General features: G+C 73.6%; 16 protein-coding genes. 12 read left to right on the forward strand and 4 right to left on the reverse strand.

Annotated features, from left to right (window positions below; translation table 11 throughout):
• Positions 1-7 precede the first annotated feature (7 nt).
• The 3 genes from QEZ54_RS29405 to folP form a co-directional block, all read right to left on the reverse strand.
• The gene (locus QEZ54_RS29405; RefSeq protein WP_281307986.1) at positions 8-328 is read right to left on the reverse strand and encodes a hypothetical protein; all 321 of its coding nucleotides are present in this window, start codon (positions 326-328) and stop codon (positions 8-10) included.
• 231 nt (positions 329-559) lie between these two features.
• Positions 560-916: a dihydroneopterin aldolase gene (gene folB / locus QEZ54_RS29410; protein WP_281307987.1), complete on the reverse strand. Its 357-nt coding sequence runs from the start codon at positions 914-916 to the stop codon at positions 560-562.
• Between the two features lie 2 nt (positions 917-918).
• Positions 919-1,746, reverse strand: a complete 828-nt coding sequence (gene folP / locus QEZ54_RS29415; RefSeq protein ID WP_281308038.1) for a dihydropteroate synthase — start codon at positions 1,744-1,746, stop codon at positions 919-921.
• Between the two features lie 21 nt (positions 1,747-1,767).
• Here folP and folK point away from each other — a divergent pair, with 21 nt between their 5' ends.
• The 5 genes from folK to QEZ54_RS29440 all read left to right on the forward strand — a co-directional run bounded on the left by folK (position 1,768) and on the right by QEZ54_RS29440 (position 7,098).
• Positions 1,768-2,298, forward strand: a complete 531-nt coding sequence (gene folK / locus QEZ54_RS29420) for a 2-amino-4-hydroxy-6-hydroxymethyldihydropteridine diphosphokinase (protein ID WP_281307988.1) — start codon at positions 1,768-1,770, stop codon at positions 2,296-2,298.
• 45 nt (positions 2,299-2,343) lie between these two features.
• Positions 2,344-2,838 carry a DUF3180 domain-containing protein gene (locus tag QEZ54_RS29425; RefSeq protein ID WP_281307989.1) on the forward strand — a complete coding sequence of 165 codons (495 nt, stop codon included), beginning with the start codon at positions 2,344-2,346 and terminating at the stop codon, positions 2,836-2,838.
• 162 nt (positions 2,839-3,000) lie between these two features.
• Complete coding sequence (locus QEZ54_RS29430; protein WP_281307990.1) at positions 3,001-4,299, forward strand: ABC transporter permease; 1,299 nt, start codon at positions 3,001-3,003, stop codon at positions 4,297-4,299.
• 462 nt (positions 4,300-4,761) lie between these two features.
• Complete coding sequence (locus QEZ54_RS29435; protein ID WP_281307991.1) at positions 4,762-5,775, forward strand: hypothetical protein; 1,014 nt, start codon at positions 4,762-4,764, stop codon at positions 5,773-5,775.
• 165 nt (positions 5,776-5,940) lie between these two features.
• Positions 5,941-7,098 carry an NADH-quinone oxidoreductase subunit D gene (locus tag QEZ54_RS29440; protein ID WP_281307992.1) on the forward strand — a complete coding sequence of 386 codons (1,158 nt, stop codon included), beginning with the start codon at positions 5,941-5,943 and terminating at the stop codon, positions 7,096-7,098.
• 15 nt (positions 7,099-7,113) lie between these two features.
• On the opposite strand, the gene QEZ54_RS29445 is transcribed toward QEZ54_RS29440, so the two are convergent.
• A complete protein-coding gene (locus QEZ54_RS29445) occupies positions 7,114-8,049 on the reverse strand; it encodes an SAM-dependent methyltransferase (protein WP_281307993.1) in 936 nt (311 codons plus the stop codon).
• 133 nt (positions 8,050-8,182) lie between these two features.
• Between QEZ54_RS29445 and QEZ54_RS29450 the strand changes: the two genes are divergently transcribed.
• The 7 genes from QEZ54_RS29450 to nadC all read left to right on the forward strand — a co-directional run bounded on the left by QEZ54_RS29450 (position 8,183) and on the right by nadC (position 15,063).
• A complete protein-coding gene (locus QEZ54_RS29450) occupies positions 8,183-9,106 on the forward strand; it encodes a Rossmann-like and DUF2520 domain-containing protein (RefSeq protein WP_281307994.1) in 924 nt (307 codons plus the stop codon).
• Between the two features lie 14 nt (positions 9,107-9,120).
• Positions 9,121-9,957 carry a pantoate--beta-alanine ligase gene (gene panC / locus QEZ54_RS29455; RefSeq protein WP_281307995.1) on the forward strand — a complete coding sequence of 279 codons (837 nt, stop codon included), beginning with the start codon at positions 9,121-9,123 and terminating at the stop codon, positions 9,955-9,957.
• A gap of 4 nt (positions 9,958-9,961) precedes the next feature.
• Entirely contained in the window at positions 9,962-10,390 is a 429-nt protein-coding gene (gene panD / locus QEZ54_RS29460) for an aspartate 1-decarboxylase (protein ID WP_281307996.1), read from the forward strand.
• 71 nt (positions 10,391-10,461) lie between these two features.
• The gene (locus tag QEZ54_RS29465) at positions 10,462-11,355 is read left to right on the forward strand and encodes a septum formation family protein (RefSeq protein WP_281307997.1); all 894 of its coding nucleotides are present in this window, start codon (positions 10,462-10,464) and stop codon (positions 11,353-11,355) included.
• 97 nt (positions 11,356-11,452) lie between these two features.
• A complete protein-coding gene (locus tag QEZ54_RS29470; RefSeq protein ID WP_281307998.1) occupies positions 11,453-12,346 on the forward strand; it encodes a septum formation family protein in 894 nt (297 codons plus the stop codon).
• A 138-nt stretch (positions 12,347-12,484) separates the two neighbouring features.
• Complete coding sequence (locus tag QEZ54_RS29475; protein WP_281307999.1) at positions 12,485-14,185, forward strand: L-aspartate oxidase; 1,701 nt, start codon at positions 12,485-12,487, stop codon at positions 14,183-14,185.
• Complete coding sequence (gene nadC, locus QEZ54_RS29480) at positions 14,182-15,063, forward strand: carboxylating nicotinate-nucleotide diphosphorylase (protein ID WP_281308000.1); 882 nt, start codon at positions 14,182-14,184, stop codon at positions 15,061-15,063. The genes QEZ54_RS29475 and nadC overlap by 4 nt, the downstream gene beginning before the upstream one ends.
• The last annotated feature ends 1 nt before the right edge of the window (position 15,064 follow it).

The raw sequence follows: 15,064 nt of genomic DNA on the forward strand, positions 1-15,064 counted from the left end.
GTTCCGCCTACTCGAACATGATCTTGACGAGGTTTTCCCCGACCAGCAGCAGCGCACCGGCGCCGACGATGAAGGCGATGCCGATGATGGCGATCGCGGAACTGGTGAGCACCTTCGAGACCTCGCCCTTGCTGGCGCGCCCGATGAAGATCACGCCGAGGATGGCGAGCAGGATCGGGGAGATCTTGGTCGCGAAGAAGGTGAGGATGCTCTCGGTCGCGATCTCGCCCTTGGGGTCGCCCGGTGCGGCCAGGACGGTGTCGGCGAGCGGGCTCAGCGTCGATGCGACGTGCGTCCACGCCGCCTGGGCGAGCTCCATGGCGATCATTCGTTACCTCCCCGCCGCGACCCGGCGCTGCATATTGCCTAAGCCTTACCGATGGGGGTGCTCATCGGTGGGATGCGCCGAGTAACACCCTGCTTCGTGTCGAGTAACTGGTAGTGAGCGCCGGGGATGTTTCGATGTCTCGGACCGGTGTCCGATCCATAGCAGAGAGTACGGTGCACCCTGCGGCCCGACAAGCCGCGCAGCATGCGGCGGGTGTCGGATGTCCGCGCGTCACCTGCGTCCGGTGACCGTGACGCTCACGTCGGCGAAGGACAGCGGGATCGGCGCCTGTGGCTTGTGGACGGTGACCGTCGCCCGGGCGACCCGGTCGTCGTCCATGCACGCCGCCACCAGGCGCTCGGCCAGTGTCTCCAGCAGGTTCACCGGCGGGCCCGCCACGATCACGGCCAGACGCGAGGCCAGCTCGCCGTAGTGCACCGTGTCGGCCACGTCGTCGGTGGCGGCGGCGATGCCCAGGTCCAGCTCCAGCTCCACGTCGACGATGAAGTCCTGCCCGTCGCGCCGCTCGAAGTCGAAGACGCCGTGGTGGCCGAACACGCGCAGGCCGGTAAGCCGGATGAGACCCATGGTCACCAGCGTAGGCGGGGACTGCCGGTGGCCCGCCACACCGCGATCGCGTCGGCGGTGCCGAGCACGTCGTGCACCCGTACCCCCCAGGCGCCCGCCGCCACCGCGAGCAGGCTCGTGGCGGTGGTGGCCGCGTCGCGCTCGGGCGCGGGCCGCCCGTCCAGCAGCAGCCCCAGGTATGACTTGCGGCTGGCCGCGAACAGCACCGGGAAGCCCAGCCCCACCAGCTCGTCCAGCCGCCGCGACAGGGCCCAGTTGTGCTCGGCCGTCTTGGCGAAGCCCAGGCCCGGATCGAGGATGAGCTGGTCGGGGCGCACCCCGGCGGCCAGCGCCTCGTCGACGCGCTCGGACAGCTCGGCCCGCACCTGGCCGACGACGTCGTGATAGGTCGCCAGCTCCTGCATCCGGTCGGAGTGCCCGCGCCAGTGCATGATCACGTACGGGCAGCCGGCCTCGGCCACCACGCGGCGGATGTCCGGGTCGGCCAGGCCGCCCGAGACGTCGTTGACGAGGGCGGCACCGGCGCGCAACGCGGCGGCGGCGACGGCGGCGCGGGTGGTGTCCACACTGGTCGCCACCCCCGCCTCGGCCAGCGCCCGGATCACCGGGACGACCCGCGCGGTCTCGGTCTCGGCGTCCACCCGCAGCGCGCCCGGCCGGGTCGACTCGCCGCCCACGTCCACCAGGTGCGCACCCTGCCCGCGCAGCTCGACGCCGTGCCGCACCGCGCTGTCGAGGTCGGTGTAGAGGCCGCCGTCGGAGAAGGAGTCCGGCGTCACGTTGAGAACGCCCATCACCACCGGCGGCGTCGCGCGCATCAGGTCGAGCACCACGCTGCGAGAATATCGGGCGTGACTTCCGTGGTCTTCTCGATCGGCAGCAACCTCGGCGACCGGGCCGAACACCTGCGCTTCGCGGTGCGCCGCCTGGCCGAACTGGGCGAGGTCCGCGCGGTCAGCGGGGTGTACGAGACACCGCCGTGGGGCGACACCGAGCAGCCCGCGTACTACAACGCGGTCGTGCTGATGACCGGCGACCACTCGGTCGAGGAGTGGCTGCTGCACGCCCAGCGCATCGAGCACGAGGCGGGCCGGGTGCGCCACCAGGCGCGGCGGTACAGCCCGCGCACGCTCGACGTGGACCTGGTGGCGGCCTGGACCGACGAGGGCGGTCCCATTCTGCGGACCACACCGGAGTTGACCCTGCCACATCCGCACGCCCACCAGCGGGCGTTCGTGCTGCGCCCGTGGCTGGAGGTCCAGCCGTACGCGCAGCTCCCGGGGCACGGCTGGGTCAACGATCTCGTGCTCGCCGATGCGATGGCGGCGGAGGTCGCCGCGATGACCGCCCTGCCCGAGGTCCGGCTCGAAGTAGAGTCGTAGACCGCGGGCGCGCCGGGCCGCGAACGCCAGAAGGGAAGCCGAGCAGTGAGCCAGCAACCCCCGCCGGAGCCGCGGCTGCAACCCACCAGCGCGGCCACCCTGGTGGTCGCGGCACTCGCCGCGGCCGCGGTCGCCTGGCTGGTCATCAGCAACTGGTACGGCAAGATGCCGCAGCTGCCGTGGCTGCCCGCCTTCACCCTGCTCGCCCTGGCGATCGTCGAGTTCACCCTCGCCCAGCAGACCCGCGCCCGCATCGAGCGCCGCCCCGGCCGCCCCCGCGTCGAGCCGCTGGCCGTCGCGCGGTACGTGGTGCTGGCCAAGGCGTCCTCGCTGGCCGGTGCGATCTTCCTGGGCTTCTTCTCCGGGCTGGCGCTGTGGCTGCTCGTCGACGGGCAGCGGCTGGCCGCGGCCGACCGCGACCTGCCGCCGGCGGTCGTCTCGGTCGCCTGCTCGGCGGCGCTGGTCGGGGCGGCGCTGTGGCTGGAGCGCGCCTGCCGGGTGCCCAAGCAGCCGGACCAGGACAACTCCGAGCAACCCTGACACAGAGCGCGACGGCCCCCGAACCCTCCGGAACGACCGTCGGGCAGCCGTTCGAACACATGCGCAAGACTCTGTCGCATTCACGTTTCAGCCGGTACGGTGCGTCGGGTAACCCGGTCGTACCCCGCGACCGGTGGTGAGCCGACTCCGGAGGCGCGAGTCATGGCCTACGACAATGACGCGGCGGAGACGACCGGGCAGCGGCGCTATCGCGGTGAACCGGGCTTCCACGAGGAGCCGGAGTTCCGCGACGGCGGCGGCACCGGCCAGCATGCCGTCGTGTCCAGCCGCGACAGCGGGTTCCACCACAGCCGTCCGGCCGCGGCGGGCAACCTCGACGACGTCTTCGACGACCCGACGCACGGCGCGGTCGGCCGGGACCGGCTCGGGGTCCACTTCGCCTGGGAGGGCGTGCTCGCGCTCGGCGTCGTGACCATCGGCTACCTGCTCTTCCGCAACCACGTGGACCAGTTGCGGGGCACCTCCTTCCGGGAGCTGCTCGTCTTCGTCTCGGTGCTGGGCCTGCTCGCCCTCGGCGCCTCGATGACGCTGCGGGTCGGCGCGGTCAACCTCGCGCTCGGCCCGGTCGCCGCGGCCGCCGCGGTCTTCTACGCCCAGCACGGCAACGACGGCATCGTCCCCACCGCCGCGGTGGCGGTGGCGTTCGCGGCGGCGCTCGGCGCGGTCATCGCGCTCGTGGTGGTCGGCTTCCATGTGCCCGGCTGGGCGGGCAGCCTCAGCGCGGCGCTGCTGGCCGTGGTGTGGATCCAGAAGCAGCCGACGACGCCGCTGACCGTCGCGGGCGAGTACACCCCCGTCCCGCACGCGTACTACCTGATCGGCGGCTTCGCGGCGCTGAGCCTGGTCGGCGGCCTGCTCGGCGCGATCCGCTCGCTGCGGCGCGGCATCGGCCGGTTCCGTCCCGTGGGCGACCCGGCCGACCGCCGGGGCGGCCTGGCCGGGACGGTGGCGGCGCTGGCGATCATCGGCTCGACCGCGCTCGCCGCCGTCGCGGGCGTGCTGCTGGCCGCCCTGTACGGCGCGCAGGAGCAGGTGGTCGTGCCGACGCTCGGCTTCGACCTCACCGGCCTGGCCGTCGGCGCCGCGCTGGTCGGCGGGGTCAGCGCCTTCGGCCGCCGCGGCGGCGTGTTCGGCACCCTGCTCGCGACCGCCCTGCTCGGCCTGGTGATGTGGTACGCCGTCGCCGCCGACTGGAAGATGTCGCAGTACGCGCTGGCCGCCGGGGCGCTCGCGGTCGGCCTGGTGGTCACCCGGCTGGTGGAGACGTTCGGCCGCCCGCTGCCCGTCGACGACCCGGACGACTGGTCCGACGTCGGGGTGCCCGCGACCTCGTCGTGGTCCACCGGCAGCGGCGACACCTGGGCGAACCTGCCCGCGCAGCCGGCACCGCCGCGCACCGACCAGTGGGGCGACGACGACCGCTGGTCGTCGCTGCGCTGACCGCACACTTTCGGGGGGTTGCCGCGCGGCCGCGCGGCAACCCGTGCCCAGCCTGTCCGCGCTCGTTAACCTCACGTGACGAATGTGCGGCGGTTACCGGCGCGACGGGCGTCGTTCTCCTGGTTCCAGGGCCTGTTCCGGACGGGGCGGCGCAGGTCCTCCGGCAAAAGGCTCTCGCATTCACCGGCCGTGGAGCATTCCCCTGGGCGGCAACTGTCGGTAGCCTCTAGCACCATGCCGGATTCCGATACGCGAGACGATCAGCGGAGCGGGCGCCTGCTTCCCGTGCTCTTCTGGGGCGGCGTCGGTCTGGCCCCGCTCGCCGCGTTGTTCCTGTTCATGGCCGATGGAAGCACCGCGCTGCGGGCCGCCATCGGCATCGTGATCCTATCGGTGATCTTGATTGGTCTGTCCATCACTCTGCGTCGCGATACCGAAACGGTACGCATAGAGCTTGAGGACATGATGCTGGACGAGATGGACACGCTGCGCGCCGACGTGCGCGACGACATCTCCACCGCCGCCCACGCCACCCACCGCGGCTTCGGCGAGAAGTTCCAGTACCTGGTGGACCAGCTCGAAGCCACCCGGCACGAGCTCGACGCCACCCGTGCCCAGGTCGAGGCCATGCGTGCCGACCTGGCCCGCGCCGGCTCGCCCGCGCCCGCGGCCAACCGCTCCGGCGCCGCGCCGGCCCCGCACCAGCCCGGACCCGGCGCGCGGCCGGGCGTGCCCGGCGGCGTCGTGCGGCACACCGAGACCGTCCAGGTCACCACCCGCCAGACCATCGTGGACCCGCACGCCGAGGACGCCCAGCGCGGCACCGTGTACGGCGGCTTCGACCGCAGCCGAGCCGACGGCGACTACGCCGCCCAGCCCCGCATCGAGGTGCAGCGCCCACGGTCCGAGCGGCACCGCGAGCGCGACCGCGACCGCGACCGCGAGGAGTCTTGGACCGAGCAGCGCCTGCGCGAGCAGCTGGAGCGGCGCCGCGACGCGGCCGAGCCGGTCTCGGCCGACCGCTGGAGCAGCCGCGACGACCGCGAGGAGCGGGACGACGACCGCCGCGGCGGGCGCGCCGAATCCGGCCGCCGCTACGCCGACGACGAGGACGACCGCCGCCCCGACGTAAGCGCGGGCGACCGCTGGGCCAGCATCCGCAGCGACGACCGGGGCCGCGAGCTGCGCATGGGCGAGCGCCGCGCCGACCTGCGCAGTGACGGCTCGGGCGGCACCGAGCTGCGGATCGAGGACCGCTGGGCCGCGGTGCGCCGCGACGCCGAACGCGGCGGCTTCCCGTACGACGACGACCGCCTGGACGAGCCGCGCGGCGGCTTCCCGCTGCGCGACCAGGACCGCCGCGACAGCCCGCGCGCCATCTCGTCCTCCTCCGACCGCGAGGAGCGCTGGTCCGACTACGAGTCCCGCACCGACCGAGACCGAGACCGCGACCGAGACCGCGACCGCTACCGCTGACCCCACCCACCCCACCGCCTTGGCGGCAGTTTCGGGGAAAGTGCTGGAATCCGGACCAGGATTCGAGCACTTTCCCCGAAACTGCACGCTGTACCGCGCGCCGTCGGCGCAAGGGGGGCCTGCGGAAGCGGGTGCGGGGCGGGGCGCTGGCTTACGATGGCGGCCATGGCGGATGCGGGCGGCACGCGGGAGTTGACGGTCGGCGCGGGCGCGGGAGCGCAGCAGCTCGGCACCGACATGGTCCTCAACATCGGTCCGCAGCACCCGTCGACCCACGGCGTGCTGCGGCTCAAGCTGGTGCTCGACGGCGAGAAGGTGCTGTCGGCCGAGCCGGTCGTCGGGTACATGCACCGGGGCGCCGAGAAGCTGTTCGAGGTGCGCGACTACCGGCAGATCCTGGTGCTGGCCAACCGGCACGACTGGCTGAGCGCGTTCAGCAACGAGCTGGGCGCGGCGATGGCGGTCGAGCGGCTGATGGGCCTGGAGGTCCCGGAGCGGGCCGTCTGGCTGCGTACGGCGATGGCCGAGCTGAACCGGATCCTCAACCACCTGATGTTCCTCGGGTCGTACCCGCTGGAGATCGGGGCGATCACGCCGATGTTCTTCGCGTTCCGCGAGCGCGAGGTGCTGCAGGCGGTGATGGAGGAGGCCACCGGCGGGCGCATGCACTACATGTTCAACCGCATCGGCGGGCTGAAGGAGGAGGTCCCGGCGGGCTGGACCCGGCGCGCCCGGGAGGCCGTCGACCTGGTCGAGTCGCGCATGCCCGCGCTGGACGACCTGATCCGGCGCAACGACATCTTCCTGGCCCGCACGGTCGGGGTGGGCGTGCTCAGCGCCGCCGACGCCGCCGCGTACGGCGCCTCCGGTCCGGTGGGGCGGGCCAGCGGGCTCGACTTCGACCTGCGCCGCGACGAGCCGTACCTGGCGTACGGGGAGCTGGACGTGCCGGTGGTGACCCGTACCGCCGGGGACTGCCACGCGCGGTTCGAGGTGCTGCTGGACCAGGTGTACGCGTCGCTGCGGCTCGTGCGGACCTGCCTGGACCGGGTGGACCGGATCACCGGGCCGGTGAACGTACGGCTGCCGAAGGTGGTCAAGGCGCCCGAGGGGCACACGTACGCGTGGACCGAGAACCCGCTGGGCGTGAACGGCTACTACCTCGTGTCGCGCGGCGACAAGACGCCGTGGCGGATGAAGCTGCGCACCGCGTCGTACGCCAACGTCCAGGCGCTGTCCACGCTGCTGCCCGGCACCCTGGTCCCGGACCTGATCGCCATCCTCGGCTCGATGTTCTTCGTCGTCGGCGACATCGACAAGTGACCGGCGCCGCGAGCCTCAGCTGAGGGCGGGCAGGGGCTCGGGCAGCCCGATCGGGTGGGCCAGCCACCAGTGGCCGCCGAGGCCGCTGGGCGCGGTCAGCTCGGCGGCGGCCGAGGCGGCGGACAGCGCGCGCACGTACGCGGCCGGATCGGTCGAGGCCAGCGCGAGCGGCGGGCGGCGGCCGTCGACGCCGAGGCGGCGCAGGGCGTCGCGCTGGCGCAGCAGGACGTGCCCGGCCCCGGCCGCCGCGGCGGCGGAGTCCATGGCCACGTGGCAGGTGATGTCGGTGCTGCCGTCGAAGGCGGGCGGGACCTCGCGGCCGTGCCGGAAGCCGGTGGCGGTGGGCAGCGGCGGCCGCTGCCCGCTCAGGTGGCCGTAGTCGACGGTGAGGGCCAGCCCGGCTGATACGGCGGTCACCGCGTCGGCCCAGGCCTCGTCGCGGGTCCGGCCGAGCTCGATCACGTCGTCGGGTCCGGCGGGCCACCAGCGGGCCGCCCAGGCCGCGTCGGCGGGCGAGAGCGGGTCGCCGGGATCGAGGTCGGTGTCGAGGTAGCGGCCGTCGCGGGCGAGCTCGAGCGGGACGTTGTCCAGCCACTCGGTGGCGAGCAGGACGCCGGTCAGGCCGCGCGGGAGGTCGGTACGCCAGGAGATGCCGCCGGCGGACCGCGCCGCGACCTCGACCCCGACCGGGCGGACCCGGCCGCGGACCGGTGCGGGCAGCTCGGCCAGCAGCGCGGTGAGCAGCTCGCCGCGGCCCGCGCCGACGTCGACGAGGTCGAGCACGGCCGGTGCGCCCAGGGCGGTGTCGACCTGGCAGACCAGGCGGGCCAGCGCGGCGGCGAACAGCGGGGAGGCGTGGGCGCTGGTGCGGAAGTGGTCGGCGGGGCGTTCGCGCACGAAGAACCCGTCCGGGCCGTACAGTGCCCGCGCCATCGCCTCCCGCCACCGCATCAGCCGATGATGCCGTACGCCCGGTCTGTTAAGTCCAAGGGTCAGTGCGGTTTCGCACAGTCGCTGTCGGGCAACTGGGACACGGACGCATACTTGCCTCGACCGGTACCCCGACGCAGAGGACTGGATCGACATGAGCGCAACGCGCGAGTTCACCGTGGGTGTGATCGGCGCCGGCCGGGTGGGCGCGGTCCTCGCCGCCGCCCTGCGGGCCGCCGGACACCACGTGGTCGCCGCATCCGGCGTGTCCGCCGCCGCCAAGCACCGCATCAGCACCCTGCTCCCGGGTGCCCGGAACCTGCCCGCCGACGAGGTGGCCCGCGCCGCCGACGACCTGCTGCTCATCGCGGTGCCGGACGACGCGCTCGCGGGGGTGGTGGCCGGACTGGCCGCCACCGGCGCGCTGCGCCCCGGCCAGATCGTGGCGCACACCTCCGGCGCGCACGGGCTGGCCGTGCTGGCCCCCGCCGCCGCGGTCGGCGCCCGACCGCTGGCCCTGCACCCCGCGATGACCTTCACCGGCGGCGCCGGTGACCTGCGCCGCCTGCGCGGCATCTCGTACGGCGTGACCGCGCCCGACCCCACCGTGCGGGAAGTGGCCGCCCAGCTCGTCGCCGACCTCGGCGGCAGCCCGGAGTGGATCGGCGAGCAGCAGCGCGCCCTCTACCACGCGGGCCTGGCGCACGGCGCGAACCACCTGGTGACGCTGGTGAACGAGGCCGCCGACCGGCTGCGCGACGCGGGCGTGCTCGACCCGGCCAAGGTGCTCGGGCCGCTGCTGACCGCCGCGCTCGACAACTCGCTGCGGCTGGGCGACGCGGCGCTGACCGGCCCGGTGTCGCGCGGCGACGCGGGCACGGTGTCGCGGCACGTGCGGGTGCTGCGTGAGACGGCGCCCGACTCGCTGCCCGCGTACGTGGCGCTGGCCCGGCGCACCGCCGACCGCGCCATCGCCGGCGGCCGCCTGCGGCCCCGTGACGCCGAGCCGCTGCTGGGCGTTCTGGCCCAGTCCGCCACCGACGCGGGGTACACAGAGATCGGCGAGACCACCCGATGAGCGGAGGTACGGCCGTGACCGACGTCGTGGGTACGCGGGCCGAGCTGGCCGCGGCGCGCGCCGCGCTGCCCGGCACCGTGGCCGTGGTGATGACCATGGGCGCGCTGCACGAGGGGCACGCGACGCTGCTGCGCGAGGCCCGCAAGAGCGCCGACCACCTGCTCGCGACCGTGTTCGTGAACCCGCTGCAGTTCGGGCCGAACGAGGACTTCACCCGCTACCCGCGCACGTTCGAGGCGGACCTCGCGGTGTGCGCGGCCGAGGGCGTGGACGTGCTGTTCGCGCCGACCCCCGAGGTCATGTACCCGCACGGCGCCTCGGAGGTGACCGTGCACCCCGGGCCGCTGGGCTCGGTGCTGGAGGGCGCGGTGCGGCCCGGCCACTTCGCGGGCGTGCTGACCGTGGTGTGCAAACTGCTCCGGCTGACCGGGGCCGACCTGGCGTTCTTCGGGGAGAAGGACTACCAGCAGCTGACCCTGATCCGGGCCATGGTGCGCGACCTGGAGCTCGGGGTGGAGATCGTCGGCGTGCCGACGGTCCGCGAACCCGACGGCCTGGCCCTGTCCAGCCGCAACCGCTACCTCGACCAGGCGCAGCGGGAGGCTTCGCTGGCGCTGTCGCGGGCGCTGCGCGCCGGAGCCGCCCGGCACACCGCCCCCGAGGTGCTGGCCGCCGCCGCGGCCGAGCTGTCCGGGCTGGACGTGGACTACCTGGCGCTGCGCGGCGAGGACCTGGCCGAGGAGCCGGCTGCGGGTCCGGCGCGGCTGCTGGTGGCGGCCCGCGTGGGTACGACCCGACTGATCGACAACATGCCGGTGCGCCTGGACGCGCCGAACCCCCGGGAGAGCTGAACCGATGTTCCTGCGCACCATGTTCAAGTCGAAGATCCACCGCGCCGTGGTGACCCAGGCCGACCTGCACTACGTGGGCTCGGTGACGATCGACGAGGACCTGATGGACGCCGCCGACCTGCTCCCCGGCGAGCAGGTGGCGATCGTCGACATCACCAACGGCGCCCGGCTGGAGACCTATGTGATCCCCGGCGAGCGCGGCACCGGCGTCATCGGCATCAACGGGGCGGCGGCGCACCTGGTCAAGCCGGGGGATCTGGTCATCCTCATCTCGTACGCCCAGATGGATGAAGTGACCTCGCACGCCTACACCCCCAAGGTGGTCCACGTCGACGCCGACAACCGGGTGATCTCGCTGGGCGGCGACCCCGCCGAGGCGGTGGCGGGCATGGCCGGCGACCCGGTGCCCAGCCCACTGGCGGTGGCGCGGTAGCCCCCTCGGCCGGTTTTGCGGCGCCCGCCGGTCCGTTAGGCTCCGGGCGGACCGGCCTGGAGGAGGGGACGATGTCGATGAGGCGGTGGATCGCCGCCGGCACCGCCATGTGCGCGCTGCTGGCACCGGCGCTGGCCGGATGCTCCGCGTCGGTGGCCGGCACGGACGGCAAGCTGACCGACGACTGGTCCGCGCTGCCCGAGGCCCAGGTGTTCACCCCCGGCGCCGAGGTCTGCCACCCGAAGACATACGAGCAGACCGGCCGCGCCACGGCCTACCAGCCGGTCGACTGCACCCAGCCCCACTTCGGCGAGACGGTGTACGTCGGCACCCTGACCGGGGCGGCGACCGAGCTGGCCGCCCCGCCGGAGCCGAACACGGCCGCCGTGGCCGCCGCCTACGCCGAGTGCGACGAGCGCGCCACCGCGTACGTGGGCCGGCAGTGGCGCGACGGCCGCCTCACCCTCGACCTCACCCTGCCCTCGGCGGCGGCCTGGCAGGGCGGCGCCCGCTGGTACCGCTGCGAGCTGAACGAGCTGACCACGGTCACCGGCGACGCCGACTGGGTCGAGCGCAAGAGCTCGCTGCGCGGCGACCTGGCGGGCGACGTGCTGCTGGGGTGCTTCGTCGAGACCGGCACCAGCGGCGTCGACAAGATGGAGGCGGCCGACTGCGCCAAGTCGCACAACGCCGAGTACGTCGGGTCCTTCGCCGCCACCCGCTCCCGTGCCTACCCGGCCGCCGACAAGGACTGGGACTACTTCCACGACAACTGCCGCAAGGTGATCGCGACGTACGTGGGCATCACCCAGAGCGCGACCACCCGCTACGGCGTCATCTCCTGGCCGTACAGCCGGGCGACCTGGGCCGGCGGCGACCGGGGCGTGCGCTGCTACCTGTGGCTGGAGCAGAAGAAGATGACCGGTTCGGCCAAGGACACCAAGGGCAAGGGCATCCCGTCCTGAGGTCTTGATCAGACCCGACCGCAGGCGGGACGCGATGGGTGGCGCGTATGAACTATGCTCGCCATTCACGTTGGCCTAGATCGGGGGAGGGCATCCCATGCGACGTGGGATGAGCCGGGTAGTCGCCGGACTGATGCTCGGTGCGGTGACACTGCTCGCCGCCACGGCCTGTACGCCGGAGCTGCCGAAGCACATCGACGGGAACCTGACCGACCAGTGGCCCGCCATGGTCGCGCCGGTGGGCTGGAAGCCCGACGCGGACAAGTGCCTCAGCGTGCTGCACGACTACATGTCCCGCAGCATGTACGAGCCGGTGGACTGTGACCGCAGCCACAACTACGAGATCGTGTCGATCAGCCAGTTCACGGGTGCCGTCGCCGAGGCCGCCGAGGCTCCGCAGGCCGGTTCGGCGGCGATGCGCGCCGCCTGGAGCGACTGCGACAAGAAGGCGACCACGTTCGTCGGCGCCGACTGGCGCGGCGGCCAGCTGTCGATCGGCCTCTCGCTGCCCGCCACGGTCAGCTGGACCGGCGGCTCGCGCTGGTACGTCTGCGTGCTGTCGGCCCTGGAGCGCCCGTACGGCGACCCGGCCTCGCGCACCAGCTCGCTCAAGGGCGAGTTCACCAAGGCCTCCCCGCTGAAGTACGGCTGCTACCAGTACGGCAGCAGCCTGGTCGCGATCGACTGCAAGAAGTCGCACAACACCGAGTTCGCGGGCATCTGGAACGCGGGCAGCCTCGCCTACACGAAGCTGAACTCGTCCGGCGACAAGATCGCCGGCGAGTGCCGCAAGGTGATCGCCCGGTACGTGAAGGTCCCCGCCGACGGCAACATGAAGTACCGCACCGGTGTGGTGTGGGACTGGCCGTCGGAGGCCGACTGGCTCGCCGGCGACCACGGCGTGCGCTGCCACATCTGGCTGTCGAAGAAGAAGGTCACCCGCTCCCTGAAGGGCACCGGCAACAGCGGTCTCCCCATCAACTACGCGTAACCTCCTGACTGCGGAGATCGCCGCTCCGGCCAGCTGGCCAGGGCGGCGATCTTCTTTTTCGCCCTGTTCAGCGCCGAGTGTCGGGCGTCACGCCCGGTTGGGGGTGAATGGGGGGCCGCGGCGCGGTTGACTGTGCGTGTGCGCGAGGCTTTTGACGTTCCGGTCGGACTTCCGGTGCTGCCCCGGGCGCTGCCCGCGCGGGCGGCGTCGTGGGCCGAGCCCACCGACGTGGTGGTGATCGGGTCCGGTATCGCCGGCCTGACCGCCGCGCTGCACCTGCGCGAGGCGGGCCTGCACGTCACGGTGGTCACCAAGGTCAACATCGATGACGGGTCGACCCGCTGGGCCCAGGGCGGCATCGCCGCCGTGCTCGACCCGCTGGACACCCCGGCCGCCCACGCCGAGGACACCCTCGTCGCCGGGGTCGGCCTGTGCGACCCCGAGGCCGTCGACGTGCTGGTCACCGAGGGTCCGGCCCGGGTGCGCGAGCTGATCAAGATGGGTGCCGAGTTCGACCGCCACCCCGACGGCTCGCTGATGCTCACCCGCGAGGGCGGCCACCACGCCAACCGGATCATCCACGCGGGCGGCGACGCCACCGGCGCCGAGGTCCAGCGCGCCCTGCACGCCGCGGTGCGCCGCGACCCCTGGATCCGCCTGGTCGAGCACGCACTGGTGCTGGACCTGCTGCGCGACGCCGACGGCCGCGCCTGCGGGGTCACCCTGCACGTGCTCGGCGAGGGCACCGAGGACGGCGTCGGCGCGGTGCTGGCCCGCGCGGTGGTGCTGGCCACCGGCGGCATGGGCCAGGTCTTCGCCTCCACCACCAACCCCGTCGTGAGTACGGGCGACGGCGTGGCCCTGGCGCTGCGCGCCGGCGCGGCCGTGACCGACCTGGAGTTCGTCCAGTTCCACCCGACCTCGCTGTTCCTTCCTGGCAACCGCAGCGCGCAGCAGCCGCTGGTCAGCGAGGCGCTGCGGGGCGAGGGGGCGTACCTGGTCGACGGGGACGGCAAGCGGTTCATGGTCGGGCAGCACGAGCTGGCCGAGCTGGCGCCGCGCGACGTGGTCGCCAAGGGCATCCACCGGCAGCTGCTGGCGTCGGGCACCGACCACGTCTACCTCGACGCCCGGCACGTGCACGACGTGACCCACCGCTTCCCGACCATCACCGCGTACTGCCTGGCGGCCGGGGTGGACCCGGTGCACGACCTGATCCCGGTGGCCCCGGCGGCCCACTTCGCCTCCGGCGGCGTGCGCACCGACCTGTCCGGCCGGACCAGCATCCCCGGCCTGTACGCCTGCGGCGAGGTCGCCTGCACCGGCGTGCACGGCGCCAACCGCCTGGCCTCGAACTCGCTGCTGGAGGGCCTGGTCTTCGCCCGCCGCATCGCGGTGGACATCGCCCGCGAGCTGCCCCCGCAGGGCCCGGTCGAGCTGGACCAGGTCGCCACGATCGGCGGCCTGGCCGCGGCAGACGCCGTCGCCGACACCGCCGAGGCGGTCGGCACGGACACCGCGGCGCGCCGGGCCCGGCTGCAGCGGGCGATGACCCGCGGCGCGGGCGTGCTGCGCAGCGCCGAGACCCTGGCCGGGACGGCCGCGGTGCTGACCGAGGTCGGCGCGCCGCCGCTGGCCGGCCGCACCGCCGGGTGGGAGTTCGCGAACCTGCTGACCGTGGCGTCGGCGCTGGTCGCCTCGGCGTCGCTGCGCGCCGAGACGCGCGGCTGCCACTGGCGCGAGGATCATCCGGAGGCCGACGCGGCCTGGCGCGGGCACCTGTTCCCGCAGCCGGACGCCGCGGGCGGGCTCACGGCGAAGTGGGAGGAGATGGCGTGAAGGAGTCGACGCGGGCCCGCCTGGACAAGGCGGGCCTGGACCCCGACGAGGTACGGCGCATCGTCGAGAACGCGCTGCGCGAGGACCTGGGCCCGGACGGCCTGGACGTCACCAGTGTGGCGACGATCCCGGCCGGCCAGGTCGACACCGGCGAACTGATCGCCCGCGAGGCCGGCGTGGTGGCCGGGCTGGCCGTGGCGGAGCTGGTGTTCGAGCTGGCCGGGCCGGGCGCCGAAGTGACCGTGCACGCCGCCGACGGCGACACCGTGGCCCGGGGCGACGTGCTCGCCACGGTCACCGGCCCCACCCGCACGCTGCTGTCGGCCGAGCGCACCGCGCTGAACCTGCTGTGCCGGATGTCGGGCACGGCCACCCACACCCGCCGCTGGGTCGAGCAGCTGGCCGGGACCAAGGCGCTGGTGCTGGACACCCGCAAGACCACCCCGGGGCTGCGCCCGCTGGAGAAGTACGCCGTCCGCGCGGCGGGCGGCACCAACAAGCGCATGGGCCTCTACGACGTCGCCATGATCAAGGACAACCACAAGCTCGCCGCGGGCTCCATCACCGCCGCGTACGAGCTGGTCCGCGCCACGTTCCCGGACGTGCTGGTGCAGGTCGAGGTGACCACCCTGGCCGAGGCGCGCGAGGCGGTCGCCGCGGGCGCCACGTTCCTGCTGTGCGACAACATGTCCCCGGAGCTGCTGCGCGAGGTGGTGGCCGCCGTCGGCGACCGGGCCGAGCTGGAGGCGACCGGCGGCCTCACCCTGGCCGTCGCCGCCGAGTACGCCGCCACCGGCGTCGACTACCTGTCGGTGGGGGCGCTCACCCACTCGTCCCCTATCGTGGACATCGCCTTGGACCTCCGACCGCGGAAGTGAC

Origin of the sequence: Catellatospora sp. KI3 (assembly GCF_029948125.1) — a bacterium.
Taxonomy (GTDB): domain Bacteria; phylum Actinomycetota; class Actinomycetes; order Mycobacteriales; family Micromonosporaceae; genus Catellatospora.

Excerpts from the sequence above, each read along its gene's own strand:
- QEZ54_RS29405 (WP_281307986.1), bottom strand. The coding sequence starts at position 328 with ATGATCGCCATGGAGCTCGCCCAGGCGGCGTGGACGCACGTCGCATCG.
- folB (WP_281307987.1), bottom strand. The coding sequence starts at position 916 with ATGGGTCTCATCCGGCTTACCGGCCTGCGCGTGTTCGGCCACCACGGC.
- QEZ54_RS29430 (WP_281307990.1), top strand. The coding sequence starts at position 3,001 with ATGGCCTACGACAATGACGCGGCGGAGACGACCGGGCAGCGGCGCTAT.
- QEZ54_RS29435 (WP_281307991.1), top strand. The coding sequence starts at position 4,762 with ATGATGCTGGACGAGATGGACACGCTGCGCGCCGACGTGCGCGACGAC.
- QEZ54_RS29440 (WP_281307992.1), top strand. The coding sequence starts at position 5,941 with ATGGCGGATGCGGGCGGCACGCGGGAGTTGACGGTCGGCGCGGGCGCG.
- QEZ54_RS29445 (WP_281307993.1), bottom strand. The coding sequence starts at position 8,049 with ATGCGGTGGCGGGAGGCGATGGCGCGGGCACTGTACGGCCCGGACGGG.
- QEZ54_RS29450 (WP_281307994.1), top strand. The coding sequence starts at position 8,183 with ATGAGCGCAACGCGCGAGTTCACCGTGGGTGTGATCGGCGCCGGCCGG.
- panD (WP_281307996.1), top strand. The coding sequence starts at position 9,962 with ATGTTCCTGCGCACCATGTTCAAGTCGAAGATCCACCGCGCCGTGGTG.
- QEZ54_RS29465 (WP_281307997.1), top strand. The coding sequence starts at position 10,462 with ATGTCGATGAGGCGGTGGATCGCCGCCGGCACCGCCATGTGCGCGCTG.
- QEZ54_RS29470 (WP_281307998.1), top strand. The coding sequence starts at position 11,453 with ATGCGACGTGGGATGAGCCGGGTAGTCGCCGGACTGATGCTCGGTGCG.